This window comes from Amphritea sp. (assembly GCF_048266285.1).
Lineage (GTDB): Bacteria > Pseudomonadota > Gammaproteobacteria > Pseudomonadales > Balneatricaceae > Amphritea.
This window is the reverse complement of sequence record NZ_JBLWZV010000024.1, coordinates 31,376-51,944: the sequence shown is the minus strand read 5'-3', so window position 1 is coordinate 51,944 and position 20,569 is coordinate 31,376. Positions and strand designations below refer to the sequence as shown.

Annotated in this window: 19 protein-coding genes; 15 read left to right on the top strand and 4 right to left on the bottom strand. The window is 49.2% G+C overall.

The window, feature by feature from the left end; translation table 11 throughout:
• The first annotated feature begins 178 nt into the window (after nt 1-178).
• The 11 genes from serC (at nt 179) to ACN0T0_RS17910 (ending at nt 11,101) form a co-directional block, all read left to right on the top strand.
• Nucleotides 179-1,261, top strand: a complete 1,083-nt coding sequence (gene serC, locus ACN0T0_RS17960) for a 3-phosphoserine/phosphohydroxythreonine transaminase (RefSeq protein WP_417228110.1) — start codon at nt 179-181, stop codon at nt 1,259-1,261.
• Between the two features lie 24 nt (nt 1,262-1,285).
• A complete protein-coding gene (gene pheA, locus ACN0T0_RS17955) occupies nt 1,286-2,386 on the top strand; it encodes a prephenate dehydratase (protein ID WP_417228109.1) in 1,101 nt (366 codons plus the stop codon).
• Nucleotides 2,387-2,400: 14 nt separating this feature from the next.
• Nucleotides 2,401-3,516 (top strand): histidinol-phosphate transaminase, encoded by a 1,116-nt coding sequence (gene hisC, locus ACN0T0_RS17950; protein WP_417228108.1) that lies wholly within the window; start codon nt 2,401-2,403, stop codon nt 3,514-3,516.
• A 7-nt stretch (nt 3,517-3,523) separates the two neighbouring features.
• Complete coding sequence (locus ACN0T0_RS17945; RefSeq protein WP_417228107.1) at nt 3,524-5,737, top strand: bifunctional prephenate dehydrogenase/3-phosphoshikimate 1-carboxyvinyltransferase; 2,214 nt, start codon at nt 3,524-3,526, stop codon at nt 5,735-5,737.
• A gap of 1 nt (nt 5,738) precedes the next feature.
• Complete coding sequence (cmk, locus tag ACN0T0_RS17940; RefSeq protein ID WP_417228106.1) at nt 5,739-6,422, top strand: (d)CMP kinase; 684 nt, start codon at nt 5,739-5,741, stop codon at nt 6,420-6,422.
• A 26-nt stretch (nt 6,423-6,448) separates the two neighbouring features.
• Nucleotides 6,449-8,125 (top strand): 30S ribosomal protein S1, encoded by a 1,677-nt coding sequence (gene rpsA, locus ACN0T0_RS17935; RefSeq protein WP_417228105.1) that lies wholly within the window; start codon nt 6,449-6,451, stop codon nt 8,123-8,125.
• A gap of 70 nt (nt 8,126-8,195) precedes the next feature.
• Complete coding sequence (gene ihfB, locus ACN0T0_RS17930; protein WP_417228104.1) at nt 8,196-8,495, top strand: integration host factor subunit beta; 300 nt, start codon at nt 8,196-8,198, stop codon at nt 8,493-8,495.
• A gap of 25 nt (nt 8,496-8,520) precedes the next feature.
• Nucleotides 8,521-8,826 carry a lipopolysaccharide assembly protein LapA domain-containing protein gene (locus ACN0T0_RS17925; protein WP_417228103.1) on the top strand — a complete coding sequence of 102 codons (306 nt, stop codon included), beginning with the start codon at nt 8,521-8,523 and terminating at the stop codon, nt 8,824-8,826.
• A gap of 1 nt (nt 8,827) precedes the next feature.
• Nucleotides 8,828-9,997 carry a lipopolysaccharide assembly protein LapB gene (gene lapB, locus ACN0T0_RS17920; RefSeq protein WP_417228102.1) on the top strand — a complete coding sequence of 390 codons (1,170 nt, stop codon included), beginning with the start codon at nt 8,828-8,830 and terminating at the stop codon, nt 9,995-9,997.
• A 32-nt stretch (nt 9,998-10,029) separates the two neighbouring features.
• Entirely contained in the window at nt 10,030-10,737 is a 708-nt protein-coding gene (gene pyrF, locus ACN0T0_RS17915; protein WP_417228101.1) for an orotidine-5'-phosphate decarboxylase, read from the top strand.
• An 82-nt stretch (nt 10,738-10,819) separates the two neighbouring features.
• Nucleotides 10,820-11,101 carry a ComEA family DNA-binding protein gene (locus tag ACN0T0_RS17910; RefSeq protein WP_417228100.1) on the top strand — a complete coding sequence of 94 codons (282 nt, stop codon included), beginning with the start codon at nt 10,820-10,822 and terminating at the stop codon, nt 11,099-11,101.
• A 112-nt stretch (nt 11,102-11,213) separates the two neighbouring features.
• Here the strand turns inward: ACN0T0_RS17910 and ACN0T0_RS17905 are convergent, their stop codons facing one another.
• The 4 genes from ACN0T0_RS17905 to typA form a co-directional block, all read right to left on the bottom strand.
• Nucleotides 11,214-12,107: an AEC family transporter gene (locus ACN0T0_RS17905; protein WP_417228099.1), complete on the bottom strand. Its 894-nt coding sequence runs from the start codon at nt 12,105-12,107 to the stop codon at nt 11,214-11,216.
• Nucleotides 12,108-12,111: 4 nt separating this feature from the next.
• Nucleotides 12,112-12,549 carry a D-aminoacyl-tRNA deacylase gene (dtd, locus tag ACN0T0_RS17900; RefSeq protein ID WP_417228098.1) on the bottom strand — a complete coding sequence of 146 codons (438 nt, stop codon included), beginning with the start codon at nt 12,547-12,549 and terminating at the stop codon, nt 12,112-12,114.
• A gap of 34 nt (nt 12,550-12,583) precedes the next feature.
• Nucleotides 12,584-13,534, bottom strand: a complete 951-nt coding sequence (pip, locus tag ACN0T0_RS17895; protein WP_417228097.1) for a prolyl aminopeptidase — start codon at nt 13,532-13,534, stop codon at nt 12,584-12,586.
• A gap of 100 nt (nt 13,535-13,634) precedes the next feature.
• Nucleotides 13,635-15,452: a translational GTPase TypA gene (gene typA, locus ACN0T0_RS17890; protein WP_417228096.1), complete on the bottom strand. Its 1,818-nt coding sequence runs from the start codon at nt 15,450-15,452 to the stop codon at nt 13,635-13,637.
• 440 nt (nt 15,453-15,892) lie between these two features.
• Here typA and glnA point away from each other — a divergent pair, with 440 nt between their 5' ends.
• The 4 genes from glnA (at nt 15,893) to trmL (ending at nt 20,568) form a co-directional block, all read left to right on the top strand.
• Nucleotides 15,893-17,296, top strand: a complete 1,404-nt coding sequence (gene glnA / locus ACN0T0_RS17885; protein WP_417228095.1) for a glutamate--ammonia ligase — start codon at nt 15,893-15,895, stop codon at nt 17,294-17,296.
• 264 nt (nt 17,297-17,560) lie between these two features.
• A complete protein-coding gene (glnL, locus tag ACN0T0_RS17880) occupies nt 17,561-18,628 on the top strand; it encodes a nitrogen regulation protein NR(II) (RefSeq protein ID WP_417228094.1) in 1,068 nt (355 codons plus the stop codon).
• On the top strand, nt 18,625-20,049 hold the full coding sequence (glnG, locus tag ACN0T0_RS17875; protein ID WP_417228093.1) for a nitrogen regulation protein NR(I): 1,425 nt from the start codon (nt 18,625-18,627) through the stop codon (nt 20,047-20,049). The genes glnL and glnG overlap by 4 nt, the downstream gene beginning before the upstream one ends.
• A 54-nt stretch (nt 20,050-20,103) precedes the next feature.
• Entirely contained in the window at nt 20,104-20,568 is a 465-nt protein-coding gene (gene trmL, locus ACN0T0_RS17870) for a tRNA (uridine(34)/cytosine(34)/5-carboxymethylaminomethyluridine(34)-2'-O)-methyltransferase TrmL (protein ID WP_417228092.1), read from the top strand.
• The last annotated feature ends 1 nt before the right edge of the window (nt 20,569 follow it).

Here is a 20,569-nt window from a genome sequence, read left to right as displayed (position 1 = left end):
TGTCTTAGTGAACCGTTATTAAAGGCGCTTTATCGCGCTAGATTACCCGTTGAATTGTCGCGGTTTGGCTTTGCCGGTTGATGGTATAACCGGTTTTTACACAATCGGTTTTGGATAATCGGTTTTACACAAGTTTATACAGAACCACTTTTACGAACTTTGTAGCAGATCTATCAAAATGACACGTAATTATAATTTCAGTGCGGGTCCTTCTGCACTGCCTGAAGATGTCCTGAAACTGGCTCAGCAAGAGCTATTGAATTGGCATGGTCTTGGCCTTTCCATTATGGAAATGAGTCACCGTAGCCCTGAGTTTGTGGGGGTGGCGGCTGAAGCTGAACAAGATCTGCGTGATTTGATGCAGATTCCCGATAATTATAAGGTTCTTTTTATGCAGGGTGGCGCTAGTAGCCAATTCAGCATGATTCCGATGAACCTGTTGCGGGGCAAAACGACCGCTGACTATATCAATACCGGTGACTGGTCCAAGAAAGCTATCAAAGAAGCCGCACGTTACTGTGATGTAAACGTTGTAGCGAGTATGGAAGACAATAATTTTACCCGTGCACCCTCTCAGGATGAGCTAAAGCTTAATCCTGAAGCTGCTTATGTGCACTACACGCCGAATGAAACCATTCGCGGGGTTGAGTTTGATTATATCCCTGACACCGGGAATGTGCCGTTGGTAGCGGATATGTCATCTAATATCCTTTCCCGTCCGGTCGATGTTAGTCGTTTTGGTATGATCTACGCCGGTGCGCAGAAAAATATCGGCCCAGCAGGGCTGACGGTTGTCATTATTCGCGAAGACTTGCTGGGTGATATCCTTCCTTCTACGCCTGCTCTCTATGACTATAAAGTCACCGCAGACGCTGATTCTATGCTCAATACGCCGCCTACATTTGGTTGGTATCTGGCAGGGCTGGTGTTTAAGTGGCTCAAAGCGCAGGGCGGTGTTGAAGCCGTGGCTGAGGTTAATCGTCGCAAGGCTGAGAAACTCTACAGCGTGATCGATAGCAATCCATTTTATTCAAACCCTGTGGCGGTTAATGCCCGTTCTTGGATGAATGTTCCCTTTATTCTGGCGAACGCAGAACTGGATAAACTGTTTTTGGCCGAGGCTGAAAAAAGTGGTCTGCTGAACCTTCCGGGTCATCGTTCGGTCGGCGGTATGCGTGCGAGTATCTATAACGCAGTACCAGAAGCGGGTGTGGACGCGTTGATCGACTTTATGCAGGACTTTTCACAGCGTCACGGATAAGTCAGGCAGTAGAGGGCGGTAATAATGAGTGATCAGGAAAAAGAACTTAAGCTTCTGCGCGATCAGATCGATTTAATCGACCGGCAGATTCATACGCTGCTGAATGATCGTGCACGCTGTGCTCAGCAGGTGGCTGAGGTTAAAGAGAAATATCAGGGCCCGAAGGATGCGGTATTTTACCGTCCTGAACGTGAAGCTCAGGTGTTGCGCCGGGTGATGGAGCGTAACGAAGGGCCGCTTGCCGACCATGAGGTAGCACGGCTGTTTCGTGAAGTGATGTCGGTGTGCCTGGCGCTGGAAAAACCGATGCATGTAGCGTTTCTGGGACCTGAAGGTAACTTTACTCAGCAGGCCGCGAGCAAGCATTTTGGTCACTCAGCCCACTGTATTCCATTTAATAGCGGCGATGAAGTTTTCCGTGAAGTGGAGTCCGGTGGCGCTCATTATGGTGTTGTGCCCATCGAGAACTCATCCGAAGGCATGGTGAGTCATACACTTGATCTCTTTAAACGCTTTAATCTTATGATCTGCGGTGAGGTCGAGCTACGCATCCATCACCATGTTTTGCGTGCTGATGGTGATAATCTCGACGGTATCACCCGCATCTATTTGCCTCAGCAAACACTGTCGCAGTGTCGTAGCTGGCTGGATGCTCACTTTTTATCCGCCGAACGTATCCTCGTTAGCAGCAATGCGGAAGCGGCGCGGATGGCGATTAAGTTCGGTTCAGGTGCCGCGGCGATTGCCAGTGATTTGGTGGCCGATCTATATCAGCTCAATATTGTCGCCCGTAATGTCGATGACCAGTCAGATAACAGTACGCGTTACCTGATCGTAGGTGATCAAGAAGTTGGCGAAAGTGGTCAAGATAAAACCTCTATTCTGGTGACTGTGCGCGATAAAGCGGGCGCATTGTATGAGTTACTAGAACATTTCCACAAACATAAAATCAGCCTGACGGGCATTGAAACCCGGCCAGCAAGCACGGAAAACTCACACTCAGTTTTTTATATTGATTTTGAGGGGCATGCGGCTAATAAGCATATTCAGAACGTTCTACGTGAACTGCAGTCTGAAACAGTTGAGCTTAAATTGTTGGGTTCATATCCGGTTGCGGTCCTCTGATCTGGAGAAAATTAATGGCATGTGATTTCTATCAACTGGCGACGTCTGGTGTTCAGGGGCTTCAACCTTATCAACCGGGTAAACCGGTGGAAGAGTTGGAGCGTGAGCTGGGTATTAGTAACAGTATTAAGCTGGCCAGTAATGAGAACCCGCTGGGCCCCAGTGAGGTTGCGATAGCGGCGGTGCAAGCCGCGCTGTCCGACAGCTGTCGCTATCCTGATGCAAGTGGTTTTAAGTTGAAAGAGGCATTGTCTGCACACTATGGCTATCGAACCGATCACCTAACCCTAGGTAATGGCTCGAATGATGTACTCGAGATGATTGGCCGTGCTTTTGTGTTGCCCGGAGATGAGGTTATTTACTCAGAGCATTCATTTATTGTCTATATGCTGGTAGCACAGGCAACGGGGGCTAAAGCGGTCGTGACTGCCGCCAAAGATTGGGGTCATGATCTGGATGCGATGGCGGCAGCGGTCACCGATAAAACCCGGGTTATTTTCCTCGCGAATCCAAACAACCCGACCGGTACATGGTTTTCCGGTGAGGCGTTGCGCGGCTTTATGGCTAAGGTGCCTGAGCATGTCGTGGTGGTTTTGGATGAGGCTTATGCTGAATATGTTACCGAACCGAGTTATTTATCGGGATTAGCACTGCAAAATGATTTTGCAAATTTGATTATCACACGGACCTTCTCAAAGGCCTTTGGTTTGGCCGCATTGCGCATTGGCTATAGCGTCGCCAATAGTACGATTACCGATCTATTAAACCGGGTGCGGCAGCCCTTTAACGTCAATATCCCAGCATTGGAAGCGGCCGCCGCTGTATTGAATGATACAGACTATCTGCAGCGCAGTATTGAGGTTAATCGTAGTGGTATAGCGCAATTAGAACAGGGTTTTAGCGAATTAGGTGTTAATTGGATACCCTCAGTAGGTAACTTTATTACGGTTGATTGCGGCACTGATGCAGCGCCAATATATGCTTCATTGTTACAGCAAGGGGTTATTGTCCGGCCGGTGGCGAACTATCGAATGCCCAACCACTTACGGGTGACCGTTGGCCTGCCGGAAGAAAATAGCCGCTTTTTGGCTGCATTTACGAAAGTGCTGAATAGCCGTGAGAAAGGGTAAATAGATCGTGAGATGTTTGACTGAAAGAGTTTTAGTCATTGGTTTAGGGTTAATTGGTGGGTCGCTGGCAAGTGCGCTGCGTAGCCACCGTATTTGCCGCACGGTGATCGGCTACGACCGTGATAGCGATGAATTAGCGACCGGTTTGCGACTCGGTGTAATTGATGAAGCGGCAGAGGATTTGTTGGCTGAAGCGGCTCGTGCCGATGTCATTGTGTTGGCGGTGCCAGTTAAGGCGATTGAATCGGTGTTGGCTGAGCTAAAACCTGTTTTACGGCCTGAGACCATTCTGACGGATGTCGGCAGCGTTAAAGGTAATGTGGTCAAAGCTGCTGAAAGGCTGTTTGGTGAACTACCTGCTCGGTTTATCCCTGGGCATCCGATTGCGGGCTCAGAAAAAAGCGGTATAGCCGCAGCGGATGCAACATTGTTTGAGCATCATAAGGTTATTCTGACGCCGTTACCGCAGAGTGATCGCGAAGCGGTGACACTGATTGCTCGAATGTGGCAGGCTGTGGGAGCTGAAGTGTTGCAGATGGATGTGGCACGGCATGATGAAGTACTGGCTGCAACTAGCCACTTGCCACATCTATTGGCCTTCTCATTGGTCGATACTCTTGCCCGCGAGCAAGATTGCACTGAAATCTTTCGTTATGCCGCCGGTGGTTTCCGTGATTTCACCCGGGTTGCCGCCAGTGATCCAACCATGTGGCACGACATTGGTATTGCCAATAAGTCTGCCATTTTACAGAAGATTGATGAATTTTCAGCCGGCGTACAGCGGTTGAGAGACGCGATTGAAGCAGAAGAAAGTCAGGCGATGCTGGGTATTTTTACCCGCGCGAAAGCTGCACGAGAACATTTTTCAAAAATTTTATCAGGTTCGGCCTACACTCAAAATATGAAAATAAAAGACGCAACATTTTACGCTCAACCCGGTGGACAGGTGCAGGGCACTATCCGCGTACCGGGTGATAAGTCGATTTCTCACCGCTCAATTATGTTGGGCTCCTTAGCCGATGGCACCACCGAGGTCACCGGCTTTTTAGAAGGCGAGGATAGCCTTGCAACCTTGCAAGCGTTCCGCGATATGGGAGTGGTGATTGAGGGACCGCATCAGGGCGCCGTTAAAATTTATGGTGTGGGCATCAATGGTCTACGCCAACCGCCAGGGCCTATCTATGTGGGTAACTCCGGCACCACGATTCGCCTGATGTCGGGCTTGTTAGCCGGTCAGGCATTTGATTCTGAACTCAGTGGCGATGCGTCCCTGAGTAAGCGTCCCATGGAGCGCGTAGCGAAACCACTACGGTTGATGGGTGCGCAAGTCGAAACCGACGAGAATGGTTGCCCACCGGTGAGAATTAAAGGGGGTCAGTCACTCAAAGCGATCCGTTATGAGATGCCGATGGCCAGTGCGCAGGTTAAATCCTGTGTCATGTTGGCGGGGCTCTATGCCGAAGGCGAGACAACCGTGACTGAACCCGCACCCACTCGCGATCATACCGAACGGATGTTACGAGGCTTTGGTTATCAGGTTGATGTGGCGGGTAATCAGGTGTCCCTCACCGGTGGTGGCTCGCTTAAGGCGACTAAAATCGATGTGCCCGCGGATATCTCTTCGGCAACCTTCTTTATGGTGGCTGCAGCGATCTGTCCGGATTCTGATATCACCCTTGAGCATGTAGGCATTAACCCAACGCGTATCGGTGTGATCAATATTCTTCGGGCGATGGGCAGCCATCTCGAACTGCTTAACGAGCGAGAAGTGGGTGGTGAGCCGGTGGCCGATATTCGTATCCGCTATGCGCCTCTTAAAGGTATCCATATACCGCAAGATCAGGTGCCGTTAGCGATTGATGAATTCCCAGCACTGTTTATTGCTGCGGTCTGCGCCGAAGGCGAAACGGTATTGACGGGCGCCGAAGAGCTGCGAGTCAAAGAGAGTGATCGTATTCAAGCGATGGTCGATGGCTTGAAAACCCTCGGTGCGGATATCGAAGGGACCCCGGACGGTGCCATTATTCGTGGTAGCGAGATGGGCGGTGGCGTCATTGAAAGTCATGATGATCATCGCATCGCCATGTCTTTTGCTATCGCATCCTTGCGGGCTAAGGGTGTTATTGAGATTCATGAATGTGCCAATGTTGCCACATCGTTTCCTAACTTTGTTGAGCTGGCTCAGCAGGTAGGTATCAAGGTTCGCAAAGAGGAGAAGTAACATGGGAGATTTCCCAGTTATTACAGTTGATGGTCCGAGTGGATCAGGTAAGGGAACCATCTGTAGCCTGCTAGCCCGAGAATTGGGTTGGAACTTGCTTGATAGTGGTGCCCTGTATCGTTTGGTTGGGTTGGCTGCGCGGCATCACGGTGTCGCACTGGATGATGAAAACGCCTTAGTTGTATTGGCGGCACACCTCGATGTGCAGTTTGAAACCTCCGCTAATCAGAATGAAGTCACTATCATCTTGGAAGGTGAAGAGGTTACCCATACGATCCGCACCGAAGAGTGTGGTGCTGATGCCTCGGTGATTGCGGCGATTGGTTCTGTCAGAGATGCCTTACTCGAACGCCAGCGGGCGTTTGTTGCAGCGCCGGGTTTGATTGCTGATGGGCGTGATATGGGCACGGTAGTATTCCCGCAAGCGCCGCTAAAAGTGTATTTAACGGCTAGCGCTGAAGAGCGCGCTAACCGTCGGTATAACCAGTTGATAAATAAGGGGCTGGGTGCTAGTCTTCAGACAATATTGGCGGATATTCAGGCGAGAGATGCGCGTGATATGAACCGCGCTGTAGCGCCTCTCAAACCCGCTGAAGATGCAATATGCCTTGATACCACTGAGTTGAGTATCGAAGCGGTATTGGCTTCGGTACTAGATCAGGCACGACATAAAGGATTGCGTTAACGGTAAACATATGAGGTTTGGCCGGTATGAGTGAGAGTTTTGCTGAGCTGTTTGAGGAGAGTTTAACCGAGCTGGATATGCAGCCGGGCTCGGTTGTTAGCGCGACGGTTGTCGCGGTTGACGGTGATTTTGTCGTGGTTAATGCGGGGCTCAAGTCGGAGGGTAATATTCCCCGACATGAGTTTCTAGATGACGATGGCAAATTGAGCGTTAGCGCCGGTGATCAGGTGAATGTGGTGCTGGTCTCTCTCGAAGATGGTTCTGGCGAAACATTACTATCGCGAGAAAAAGCGAAACGCGCTGAAGCTTGGTTGGTGCTTGAGCAGGCCTTTGAAAACGATACTATTGTGACCGGCCGAATTACCGGTAAGGTACGCGGTGGGTTAACCGTTGATCTGAATACCATTAGTGCCTTCCTACCGGGTTCTTTAGTCGATATTCGTCCTCTTCGTGATACCTCTCATCTTGAAAATCAAGAACTCGAATTCAAACTGGTCAAATTAGACGCTAAACAGAATAATATCGTGGTGTCACGCCGGGCAGTGCTGGAGACCGCTTATAATGAAGAGCGTGATAAGTTACTGGCGACCCTCAATGAAGGCATGACCGTTAAAGGGATGGTTAAAAATCTGACCGATTACGGTGCTTTTATCGACCTAGGCGGGGTTGATGGTTTACTCCATATTACCGATATTGCTTGGAAGCGAGTTAAGCATCCTAGTGAGTTACTGAGTATTGGCGATGAGATCGATGTTAAGGTCTTACGCTATGATCGGGATAAAGGGCGTGTTTCGCTGGGGATGAAGCAGTTAACACCAGACCCTTGGGATGAGTTTAAAACGGCCCATCCGGTCGGTAGTCGCGTGAGTGCTAAGGTCACCAATATCGCTGATTATGGTTGCTTTGCCGAGATTAAACCGGGCATTGAAGGTTTAGTGCATGTTTCTGAGATGGACTGGACCAATAAGAATATCCACCCATCCAAAGTGGTGCAAGTGGGTGATTCGATTGAGGTCATGATTCTTGATATCAATGATCAGCGTCGACGGATCTCTTTGGGTATCAAACAGTGCCAGGAGAACCCTTGGGATCTCTTTGCCGAAACCTATGCTCAAGATACAGAGGTTTCGGGCGTTATTAAGTCGATTACAGATTTTGGTCTGTTTGTTGGCTTGGAAGGTGGCATTGACGGCCTTGTGCATCTGTCAGATCTGTCTTGGGATCAACCGGCAGAAACGGCGGTTAAGGCCTACCATAAAGGCGATACGGTTACTGCGGTGGTGTTGTCGGTTGATAGTGAGCGGCAACGTGTCTCCCTAGGCGTTAAGCAGCTATCTGCAGATCCATTTACAAGCTATACCGCAAGTCATCCGAAAGGCTCGATTGTCCAAGGGGATATTATTCAGGTTGAGCCGAAACAGTTACAGCTTCGCTTGGCTGAAGGCGTAGAAGGCAGTGTTAAGGTACAGGAAGCCTCGATTGAGCGGGTAGAGGATCTCAGTCAGCTCTTTAGGATTGGAATAACTATCGATGTGTTGATCGTCAATATAGATCGGCGTGCGCGAACAATGGCGTTATCGATAAAGCAGTTGGAAAAACAACAGGAAAACCAAGCTCTGGATGCAATTAAGCATCAACAGATTGACTCTGAAGGGCCGACAACCATCGGTGACCTCATCAGGGCTCAGTTGGAAAAGAAATAGTAACGAATAAATATAATGTCTGATAAGCGGACTGGCAGTAGGTCAGATCTGTTAATGTCAGGGGGTGAGCATGACGAAGTCTGAACTGATCGAGCGTTTGATTGACCAGAATGAACAGCTTTCTATCAAAGATGTAGAGTTGGCCGTTAAAACTATGCTGGACCACATGACAGAGTCTTTATCTCAAGGAGATCGTATTGAGATAAGAGGTTTTGGCAGTTTTAGCCTGCACTATCGTGAACCCCGGGTGGGCCGTAATCCAAAAACGGGCGATTCTGTTTCGCTGGATGCTAAATATGTACCGCATTTCAAGCCGGGTAAAGAGTTGCGTGAGCAGGTCAACGATAGTTTGAAAAGTGAACGATCTTAGGATTAATTAACAGTAGGGGTAAATAATGCGTTGGTTAAAAATATTGCTGGTACTGGCGCTGTGTCTGGTATTTCTGTTCTGTGGCTGGACCTTTGCCACGCTGAATACTGAGCTGGTTTCGATTAACTTATTTTTCTTTACGCTTCCCGAAGCTAGCTTATCATTGTGGTTGATGGCGAGTTTTGTTGTCGGTGGTATTGCTGGGGTTGTGGTCAGCAGTATTTTTGTCATGGTCTTGAAGCTTAAGCTTCAGGCGGCAAAACGTAAAATTAGCTCAGCCGATAAGGAGCTTGATCAGCTGCGTACTGCGGCGTTAAAACGCGCTACCTGATATGAATGATTTACTGTTTATTATTCCGCTGTTCGTTGCGGTTGCTATTGGTTGGTTACTAGGGCGTCAGCAGAATAATAAACAGCCACAAAATACCCTGCAGCAGGAGTATTTTCGCGGTCTCGACTTTTTGTTGAGTGAAAAAACCGATGAAGCTATCGATAGCTTTATTCGTGCCCTGGAAATTAATTCTGATACCATTCCTGCCCATATCGCGCTGGCTAAACTCTTTCGTAAGAAAGGTGACGTTCAACGTGCCATTCAGATTCATCAGAGCTTACTGGCTCGTTCAGATCTTTCCCATGATGATTTCATGCGCATCCAAATGGCGTTGGCACGGGATTACTATGCGGTCGGTTTACTTGATCGTGCCGAAAATCTGTTATTAGAAATCAGATCCCAGCGTTCGAGTGCTGATGTGTTACAAAAAGCCTCAGCGCTGCTGATCAAGCTCTATGCTAAAGAACAGGAATGGCAGCAAGCTCTTGATGTGGCTAAACAGCTGAGCGTTACTGAGCGGCCGGGACTAGACGTTGAGTTGAGTCATTATTGCTGTGAGCTGGCTGAAGGCAATATTGCGCAGCAACGTTATCGCCACGCGAGTGCTAAGTTGAATTTAGCGTTAACGTTTGACAAAAATGCCGTACGCGCCAATCTATTATTGGCCGATATCGCCATCAAGCAGCAAGAGTGGAAAAAGGCCATCGCGACGTTAAAGCAGGTTGCGCAGCAAGATAGCACCTTCCTGTCTGAAACCATTGAGCGCTTGAAGCATTGCTACCATGAATTAAATCAGACTTCTGAGTTTGAACGATTGATGAAACAGTGGCTGAATAAATATCCCTCAACCAGTATTATGCTCGCCCTTGGCGATATTATTTTGCAACAGCAAGGGGCTTATCCTGCGGGTGCCTTTATTACCGATCAATTAAAGCAGCGTCCTTCGATAAAAGGCTTTAACCAGCTAATCGACCTGTATATTACTCATGCATCAAAAGGCGCGAATGAAAGCCTGATGGTGTTGCGAGGGCTAACAGGGCAGTTAGAGTTGAGCAAGCCGGTCTATCACTGTCAGCGGTGCGGTTTTTCGGGTAAGTCGCTGCATTGGCAATGTCCCTCCTGTCAGAACTGGGGGACGACTAAACCGATCCATGGGCTTGAGGGTGAATAGCCAGGATCATAATTTGTATGAGATGTAAGTAAATGAATGATACTAAACGGGTTATCGTTGCGTTGGATTATCCGGATCAACTTGCCGCCCTGGCAATGGCAGAGCAGCTGGATCCTGAAAAATGTCGCGTAAAAGTGGGTAAAGAGCTGTTTACCCGAGCGGGACCTGCGGTGGTCGAAGCGCTTCATGGGAAAGGCTTTGATGTTTTTCTAGATCTGAAATTTCATGATATCCCGAATACCACTGCTAAGGCTGTTCGTGCGGCGGCTGAGATGGGGGTCTGGATGGTCAATGTTCATGCTTCTGGTGGCCGGCGGATGATGGAGGCGGCACGGAATGAACTGGATCAGGTCAATGGTGCAAAAACACTACTGATTGCGGTTACCGTGCTGACCAGCATGGAACGTCAGGATTTGGCGGACATCGGCTTAGATATTGAGCCATTGGAACAGGTTAAACGATTGGCCCTGCTGACTCAAAACAGCGGTTTAGATGGTGTTGTCTGTTCGGCTCAGGAAGTGAAACCATTACGGCAGATTATAACACCTGATTTTCAACTGGTGACGCCGGGGATTCGTCCTGCTGATGCTGCGACAGGTGATCAGAAGCGAATTATGACGCCGGGAGAAGCGATTAGCGCGGGCAGCACTCATCTGGTTATTGGTCGCCCGATTACCCAGTCAGATGCACCTGTCGCGGCGTTGGCGCGTATTGAGCAGGAGATTCTTGCAGCACGATAGTTGTCACCTTTTTATTTTGTGCTATTACTGTAAAAACCAGCTTATGCTGGTTTTTTGGTTTAATAAACAGAAGGAAATAACTATGAAACGGACTTCATGCTTAAAGTCGTTGTTACTGCTGCTGTGTCTGAGTTTGCCCTTGGGAGTCTTTGCCGAACCGATGGTGAATATCAACACCGCGTCCGCTGACCAACTTGCCGAAGTATTGCAAGGGGTTGGGCCTGCTAAGGCTAAGGCGATTGTTGAATATCGTGAAACCAATGGGCCGTTCAAAACGATTGATGAATTGGCAAACGTGAAAGGTATTGGTGGTGCCACCGTGGCGAAAAACCTCCAGAGTATCGCCGTTGAGGATCCGCAGTAAGGTTTAAGTGTGCATAGTGAGTGCTTTAGGTTTGAGACTGAAGTGCTGGAACTCAGCGTCGAAACCCAAAGCTTAGTTTGTATGTTAAAGGCTGCCCGATGGCAGCCTTTTTTTATAGCACAAAGACCAAGGTGGCCGGAATGAAGAGGAGAGCGCCCATGTTTCCTAATAATACAATTGAAGCGACCTGCTTGGGTTCTTGATTGTATTGTTCGGCGACAATGTAGTTGAGTACTGCCGGTGGCAAGGCGCCAAAAATGATTAGGTAGACAAACTGCTCCGCATCGAGGTGAAGCAGTTGTTGTACCGCATAGGCGATCAGGATGCCTGCAAGTGGGCTCAGCACGGCACCAGTTACGCCGATCCTCCAAGCACTAAAGTCGACGGTGATCAGTCGAACCCCTAGCGTGAATAGCAAGAGTGGAATCGATATCTGACCGAGCATATCGAGGCTCGTGGCGATCGACGCTGGCATCGGCAAACTCAAGCTGCTCCATGTTAGGCCGGCGATGGTGGCAATGATGATAGGCATTCGCAGCAGTCGCCAAGGGTTAGTGCGGTGATCCATCATATAGATGCCCACAGTGAAATGTAGCGTCATTTCTACAATAAACAGCATAATCGCAGCGGGTAGTGCTTGTTCACCAAAGGCGAGAATGATTAACGGTAGGCCGAGGTTGCCACTGTTGCTAAACATCATCGGCGGGAGGAATGTTTTGGCCTGCACCTTAAGTACTTTGCATAATGGCCAGAGTAACAAACCCGATCCGAGAATGACGAGTGCCGCGGCCATGGCCAGCCCTTGATATTTAACCAGATCGAAGGATTTGTCCGACAGCACGAAAAACACCAGCGCGGGCACAAAGATATCCATATTGAGCTGGTTTGCCAGTGTCATATCGGGTTTCTTATAGCGTCCATAAAGGTAGCCGCTCAGCACGATGGCGAAGAGGGGGAATACCGTAAGGAAGATACGTTCAGCCAAGGCGAAGGCGGTGGTGTCCATCGGGTTATACTTCCAGTAGAAAGGTTACGGGGCCATCATTAATGAGGTTGACTTGCATGTTGGCACCAAACTGGCCGCTGGCAACCTCCGGATGGAGGGCTTGGGCTTGCTGAACAAAGTAGTCATAGAGGGCTTCGCCCTGTTGTGGGCTAGCGCCTTTGGAAAAGCCGGGTCGTAACCCTTTGGCGGTGTCGGCGACGAGCGTGAACTGGGAGACGATTAGCAACCCGCCGTTGTGCTGTTGCAAGTTGAGGTTCATCTTGCCCTCGGTATCGCTGAAGATACGATAATGCAGTATTTTCTGCAGCAGCTTGTCGGCGCAGGCTTCGTCATCGGTTTTCTCAACCCCGAGTAATACCAGTATGCCAGGGCCTATCTGGGCGTGACGTTCGTCGGCAATATCAACTGATGCGGCATTGACCCGCTGAATAAGTGCTTTCAACTGTGTTCCTTGCTGGTGTGTTGCTCTGTCAGGCTCAGGCTTTCGATAGCGAGAACTGCTTGGTCGCTTTGATCAGGTTATCGGTAATACCGGGTTCAAATGCGCTGTGCCCTGCATCTCTAACGATATGGAGTTCTGCCTGAGGTAGTACCTGTTGCAAGGCGAAAGCCTGCTCAATTGGGCACACCATATCATAACGGCCATGTACGATAACGGTTGGGATATGCTGAATCTTATGGGCATCGCGAATGATCTGATTGGTGTCGATAAAAGCATTGTTGATAAAGTAGTGGGCTTCTATCCGAGCCATCGCTAGAGCGATATGTGGGGCTCCGAAATGGTCGACAACATCATTGTTAGGGTTAAGTGTCGAGCAGCGGCCTTCCCAAATAGACCAGGCTTTAGCGGCAGACATTCGGGCAATATCGTTTTCTGAGGTTAGTCGTTTATGGTAAGCCTGCAGCATGTCACCACGTTCCTGTGGTGGGATAACCTTTTGGTACTCTTGCCAGTAGTCAGGAAAAATAGCACTGGCGCCTTCTTGATAGAACCAGTGTATATCCCGTTCACGGCACAGAAAAATGCCTCGAAGGATCATCCCTGAGACACGTTCTGGATGACTCTCGGCGTAGAGTAAGCTGAGGGTTGACCCCCAAGAGCCGCCAAAGAGCAGCCATTGATCGATATTAAGATGTTCGCGAATCTGTTCGATATCACTGATTAGGTTTTGTGTTGTGTTGTCAGTGAGCTCTGCGTGGGGTGTTGATTGTCCACAGCCGCGCTGGTCAAACAGAATAATACGATACTTTTCGGGATCGAAGAATTTGCGGTGAGTGCCGCTGGTACCGCCACCGGGGCCGCCATGAATAAATAGAACCGGGATGCCTTGGGCGTTGCCACTCTCTTCTATATAGAGGGTGTGCAGATCATCAACAGCCAGTTGGTGCTGTTTATAAGGATTGATATCGGGAAAGAGGATGTTCATATCTGGGTGTCCTTGTGAGCTGACAGACACCGGGAGTATAGCCCGGAACAGCAGTCGCTGTCCGGGCTATTTACGTGCAGGAGAGTAAAACTAAAAGAGTTTACTTACCTGAGCGTGAGTGACGTTTACGTTCGTTTTCAGTCAATAACTTCTTACGAATACGGATAGAGATCGGCGTTACTTCGACCAGCTCGTCATCTTCAATGAAATCCAGAGCCTGTTCTAGGGTAAAGCGAACCGGAGGCGTCAACTGAATGTTCTCGTCAGTACCGGAGGCACGTACGTTGGTCAGCTGCTTACCTTTGATTGGGTTAACCGCGAGATCGTTATTGCGGCTATGAATACCCAGAATCATACCTTCGTAGACTTCGATATTCGGTTCTACGCACAGACGGCCACGTTCTTGCAAGTTCCAGAGTGAATAACCCAGTGCTTTACCGGTTACCATTGATACCAGAACACCGTTGTTACGGCTGATCACTTCGCCTTCTTTAACTTCACCGTAGTGGTCAAAGACGGACGTCATGATACCGGTACCGGAAGTCATGGTCAGGAACTGTGAACGGAAACCGATCAGTCCGCGAGATGGGATAAGGAACGTCAGGCGTACACGGCCTTTGCCGTCGACTTCCATATTGTTCATATCGCCGCGACGCTTGCCTAGTTCTTCGATGATGTTACCTTGATGCTGTTCTTCAACATCAATCATCACGGTTTCGAAAGGCTCGTGGGTTTTGCCGTCGACTTCTTTCTGGATTACTTCAGGACGGGACACACCCAGCTCGAAGCCTTCACGACGCATAGATTCGATCAGTACGGATAGGTGTAGTTCACCACGACCCGATACTTTGAACTTCTCAGGAGAGTCGCCCTGTTCAACGCGCAGTGCAACGTTGTGAATCAGTTCGCGATCCAGCCGGTCTTTAATATTACGGCTGGTGACGTATTTACCATCTTTACCGGCAAAAGGAGAATCGTTGACCTGGAAGGTCATGGATACTGTTGGCTCATCGACAGACAGCGGAGGCAGCGCTTCGACAGCTGACGGATCACACAGGGTATCGGAGATGTTTAGGGCATCAATACCGGTGATACAGATAATGTCGCCCGCTTGAGCTGTTTCAACATCAACACGATCCAGACCAAGGTAACCCATGATCTTCTGTACTTTACCGTTACGGACATTGCCGTCGCGGTCGATGATTTTAACTACATGGTTCAGTTTAACCGAACCACGGCTGACTCGACCTACACCGATAACACCCACATAGCTGTTGTAGTCCAGTGCGGAGATCTGCATCTGGAAAGGACCCTGAGTATCAACCTGTGGTGGGTTAACGTGCTCAATGATCGCTTCAAATAGTGGCGTCATATCATCTGCCAATGCATCTGGCTCTTTACCCGCAACACCGTTAAGAGCAGAGGCGTAGATGATTGGGAAGTCTAGCTGTTCGTCGGTTGCGCCGAGGCTGTCAAACAGGTCAAAAACCTGATCGATAACATAGTCAGGACGTGAACCCGGACGGTCAACCTTGTTAACAACAACGATAGGGCGCAGGCCTTGCTCAAACGCTTTCTGTGTTACAAAGCGCGTTTGCGGCATTGGGCCATCAACAGCGTCAACCAGAAGACATACGCAATCAACCATTGACAGAACCCGTTCTACTTCGCCGCCAAAGTCGGCGTGTCCGGGGGTGTCCACGATGTTGATATGGTAATCATTCCACTCAATGGCAGTGTTTTTTGCCAGAATGGTGATACCGCGTTCTTTCTCCTGATCATTGGAGTCCATGATCCGTTCAGTGCCTTCGTCGCGACGTCCCAGCGTACCGGACTGAGAAAGCAGTTTATCAACCAGAGTGGTTTTACCATGGTCAACGTGGGCAATAATTGCGATGTTTCTTAATTTTTCGATCACGTCTGGGAACCTGTGCAGACAAATTTTAGAAGCGCGCATTATACATGAGTTATCAGTCGGCTGCGTCTTTCTTATGAGATGAATAGTAAAAATAGTTTTTTTTCTGGTTTGCCGATCTCTTTTAGAGGATAAGTCCTATGGGTTAGCGTATTATGATGGCACCTTTTTGAGGCAGCGAGGTTAAGGGTAAATCGGGAAAACGTCGCTCGCACTATTTTGGTTCGTTATTTGTTTTGCATGCTCTATTTTGGTTCGTTATTGAGGGCTGTCATTGTTTCAAATTCGATCAAAGCTGCTAGATGTCGCGTGTTTTCGGTGCTTGTGTTTACTGGCATACCTCTTGCTGTTTAAAAGCGAAACAAGCCTGACTGGTTGGACTATTAATATGTCTTACGCAATCGGTTGGGGGTCTGGCAATATAATCTAGTGGAGAAAGTCACATGTCAGAGACTCTGAATCTGATCAAAGAGCATGATGTTAAGTGGGTTGATATGCGTTTTACCGATACTCATGGTAAAGAGCAGCACGTTACAATCCCGGTCACCGAAATTAACGAAGACTTCTTCGAAGAAGGCAAAATGTTCGATGGTTCTTCCATCGGCGGCTGGAAAGGCATTAATGAATCAGACATGATTCTGCAGCCAGACGATTCTGCTTCTGTGATGGATCCCTTTGCTGAAGACACGACTATTATCGTGCGTTGTGACATCGTTGAGCCGACCACCGGTCAAGGTTACGAGCGTGACCCACGTTCTGTTGCTAAGCGCGCTGAAGCTTACCTGAAATCAACCGGTATCGCGGATACGGCTATCTTTGGTCCTGAACCAGAATTCTTCGTGTTTGATGAAGTTAAATGGCACGCTGATATCAGTGGTTGCGGCTACTCTATCGGTTCTGAAGAAGCTTCTTGGTCGACTAACAGCAGCTTCGAAGGTGGTAACACCGGTCACCGTCCACGGGTTAAAGGAGGTTACTTCCCAGTACCGCCAGTTGATTCACTGCATGACCTGCGTGCCGCTATGTGCGATGCGATGACTGCGATGGGCCTGACAATCGAAGTACATCACCACGAAGTAGCAACCGCTGGCCAGTGCGAGATCGGTGTAGGTCCAAACACGCTGACGGCTAAAGCCGATGAAGTGCAGATCCTGAAATACTGCGTACATAATGTTGCACATGCCTACGGCAAAACAGCGACCTTTATGCCTAAGCCTTTGGTTGGTGATAACGGTTCTGGTATGCATGTTCACCAGTCTCTGTCTAAAGATGGCGTTAACATCTTCCATGGCGATGCTTATGCGGGCCTGAGTGAAACAGCGTTGTTCTACATCGGTGGCATTATTAAGCACGCGAAAGCGTTGAATGCCCTGACTAACGCATCAACTAACGCCTACAAGCGTTTGGTACCAGGCTTTGAAGCCCCTGTTATGTTGGCGTATTCTGCCCGTAACCGTTCTGCTTCTATCCGTATCCCATACGTGACTAACCCTAAAGCTTACCGTATCGAAACACGTTTCCCAGACCCATCTGCCAACCCTTACTTGTGCTTTGCAGCACTGATGATGGCTGGCCTAGACGGTATTAAGAACAAGATCCACCCTGGCGATCCAGCCGATAAAGATCTATATGACCTGCCTGCTGAAGAAGCGTTGGCGATTCCAACCGTTGCGACTTCTTTTGAAGAAGCCTTGGCAGCGTTGGATAATGATCGTGAGTTCTTGACAGCTGGTGGCGTGTTCACTGACGACATGATCGATGCTTATATCACACTGAAAACTGAAGAGTGTGAAAAAATAAGCCAGACAACTCACCCTGTTGAGTTTGACCTGTACTACTCTGTTTAATCGCTAGCGATTAACTGAAAAGAGCCTCCCGCGTGGAGGCTTTTTTTTATCCAAAATGACGTTGCCCCAAAAGAGTGCGCAGAGTGTTATGCTAAAGCGTCAGGCGGCGCTCTAAAGCATCTCGATATGACCGGAGATGCCCGCTACCGGGCTTATTTTTTTATCTGCACTAAGTTGGTTTGCTTTTTGCAGTTATCTTTATAACCGCCGTACTTATGAATAGAGAATGGCATATAGGCAAGTTCTTGAGGTATCGCATCAAAGATGAAAACACCTGATTTGCATAAACACATATTAGATAGTTTATCGACGGCGACGGTGTTGGTCGATGGGCAGTTGCAGTTGGTGTATATGAACCCCGCGGCAGAAATGCTGCTCGAGTCCAGTGCTCGTCGTTTGGCTCAATTACCTTTTCATGACTGGTTTCTGGTCGATGATGATCAGAATGCGCTACTTGCGGCACTTGAAAAGGGCCATCCATTTACTAAGCGTGAGGCGAAGCTCGTCACGCTGGGCGGACGTGAGATTACCATCGACTACAGTGTTAATCCCATGCCGCAAAAATATGGTCAGTTGGTGTTGATCGAACTGACCCCGCGAGATCGGTTGATCCGTATCTCTCGAGAAGAAGAGTTACTCAGTAATCATGAAACGGTGATCTCTCTGGTGAGAGGCTTAGCCCATGAGATTAAAAACCCATTAGGCGGTTTGCGGGGGGCGGCGCAGCTGCTTGAGCGTGAGCTACCTGATGAGGCCTTGCACGATTATACCCGGGTCATCATTGATGAGGCTGACCGCTTACGTAATCTCGTCGACCGGATGCTTGGACCACATAAAATGCCTCGTATGGAGGAGGTTAATATTCATTCCATACTGGAGCATGTCAGTAGTTTAGTGACCGCCGAAGCTGCTGGTCAGATCTATGTTCAGCGAGATTATGATCCCAGTTTGCCTGAGTTTATGGGGGATCGGGAGCAACTGATACAAGCGGTGCTGAATATTGTTAGAAACAGTATGCAGGCACTGCAGGAAGCCAATATTGATCAGCCTCGTATCGTGTTGCGTACTCGGGTTATCCGTAATTTAACACTGGGTGCTGAAATGCACCGCTTGGTGTGTTGCGTTGAAATAACGGATAACGGGCCGGGTATTCCTGAAGAGTTATTACAAAAGATTTTCTACCCCATGGTGAGTGGTCGAGCGGCCGGCACCGGGCTTGGGTTATCCATAGCGCAATCAGTATTAGCGCAACACCGGGGGCTGATTGAATGCCGTAGCGTCCCGGGTGAAACCTGTTTTCAACTATTAATACCATTGGAGCAACAATCATGACTAAGGCTGCATCTGTATGGATTGTAGATGATGATCGTTCAATTCGTTGGGTGATGGATAAGGCTCTCTCCAGCGAAGGAGTTAGGGTGACGCTGTTCGAAAGTGGCGACAGCATGTTGCAACAGCTTTCCCGTGAGTCGCCTGATGTTGTTGTCAGTGACATCCGTATGCCAGGCATCAACGGCTTGGATCTGCTTGAGCGGGTCAATGCGGAGCATCCTGAACTGCCGATTATTATTATGACGGCCCATTCGGATCTGGATAGTGCGGTGGCTTCTTATAAAGGGGGTGCGTTCGAGTATCTACCTAAGCCGTTCGATATCGATGAAGCCTCAGCATTGGTGATGCGCGCCGTGGAGCACGCCCGTGAACAGCAGCAACAGCGAGGTGAAGAGCCCGAAGCGCAGACTGAAATCATTGGTGAAGCACCGGCGATGCAGGAGGTTTTTCGGGCGATAGGGCGCTTGTCTCAATCGAATATCACCGTATTGATCAATGGTGAATCCGGTACCGGTAAAGAGTTAGTTGCTAATGCGTTGCATCAGCATAGTCCGCGCTCGCCAAAACCATTTATTCCGTTGAATATGGCGGCTATCCCCAAAGATCTAATCGAATCCGAACTGTTTGGCCATGAGAAAGGCGCCTTTACCGGTGCGGCTGCGGCTCGACCGGGGCGGTTTGAGCAAGCCGATGGTGGCACGCTGTTTCTTGATGAGATTGGTGATATGCCGGCGGACACTCAAACGCGCTTATTGCGAGTGCTGGCAGAAGGTGAGTTCTATCGGGTAGGTGGACATACTTCGGTGAAGGTCGATGTGCGTATTATTGCGGCGACCCACCAAGACCTTGAGCGGTTGGTGCAGGAAGGACGTTTCCGTGAAGATTTATTTCACCGCCTTAATGTTATCCGTATTCATATCCCTAAGCTGGCGGAGCGGCGCGAAGATATTCCTCGCCTTACACGTCACTTCTTGCAAAGTTCAGCCGAAGAGCTAAGTGTTGAATCGAAGTTGTTGCATCCGGATACCGAGGTGTTTTTAAGTAACCTTCCTTGGCCGGGTAATGTGCGCCAGCTCGAAAATACCTGTCGCTGGCTGACGGTGATGGCTTCGGGCCGAGAAGTGTTGGTCGGTGATTTGCCGCCAGAGCTGTTGGAACAGACCGGTGATGAGCAGGTCGTCACTTCAAACTGGGAGAAAGCGTTACGTAACTGGGCTGAAAAACAGTTGCAGCAGGGATCGACATCGATTCTGGATACAGCGGTGCCTGCGTTTGAGAAAATTATGATTGAGGCCGCGCTGAAGCAAACTGCGGGTCGCCGCCGGGATGCCTCGTTATTGTTGGGCTGGGGGCGTAACACGCTAACCCGCAAGATCAAAGAGCTGGGTATGGATGATGTGCCGGAAACGCTAGAGGAGTAATCTTTAGTCAGTTTCAGCTATAATCCCTGCCTCATTGAGTGTCAGGGATTTTTTATGCTTCACGTTGTGCTTTACCAGCCGGAAATACCACCCAATACCGGTAATATTATCCGTCTGTGTGCGAATACCGGGTTTAAGTTACACCTGATTGAACCACTGGGATTTGATTTTGATGATAAGAAGTTACGCCGTGCGGGGCTGGATTATCATGAATTCGCTCAGGTTGGACGCTATCCTGATTTGCAGAGTTGTCTGGATGAACTGTCGGGTGGCACTATTTGGGCGCTGACAACGAAGGGAAGTGATCACTATACCGGGGCCAGTTTTAGTGCCGGTGATATCTTGCTCTTTGGTCCGGAAACCCGTGGTCTACCAGCGGATGTATTAGATAGTTTACCTAGCGAGCAGCGACTGCGTTTGCCAATGAAGGCTGATAGCCGCAGTTTGAATCTGTCTAATACCGTGGCTGTGGTGGTTTACGAGGCTTGGCGTCAGTTGGGTTTCGATGGTGGTGCCTGAC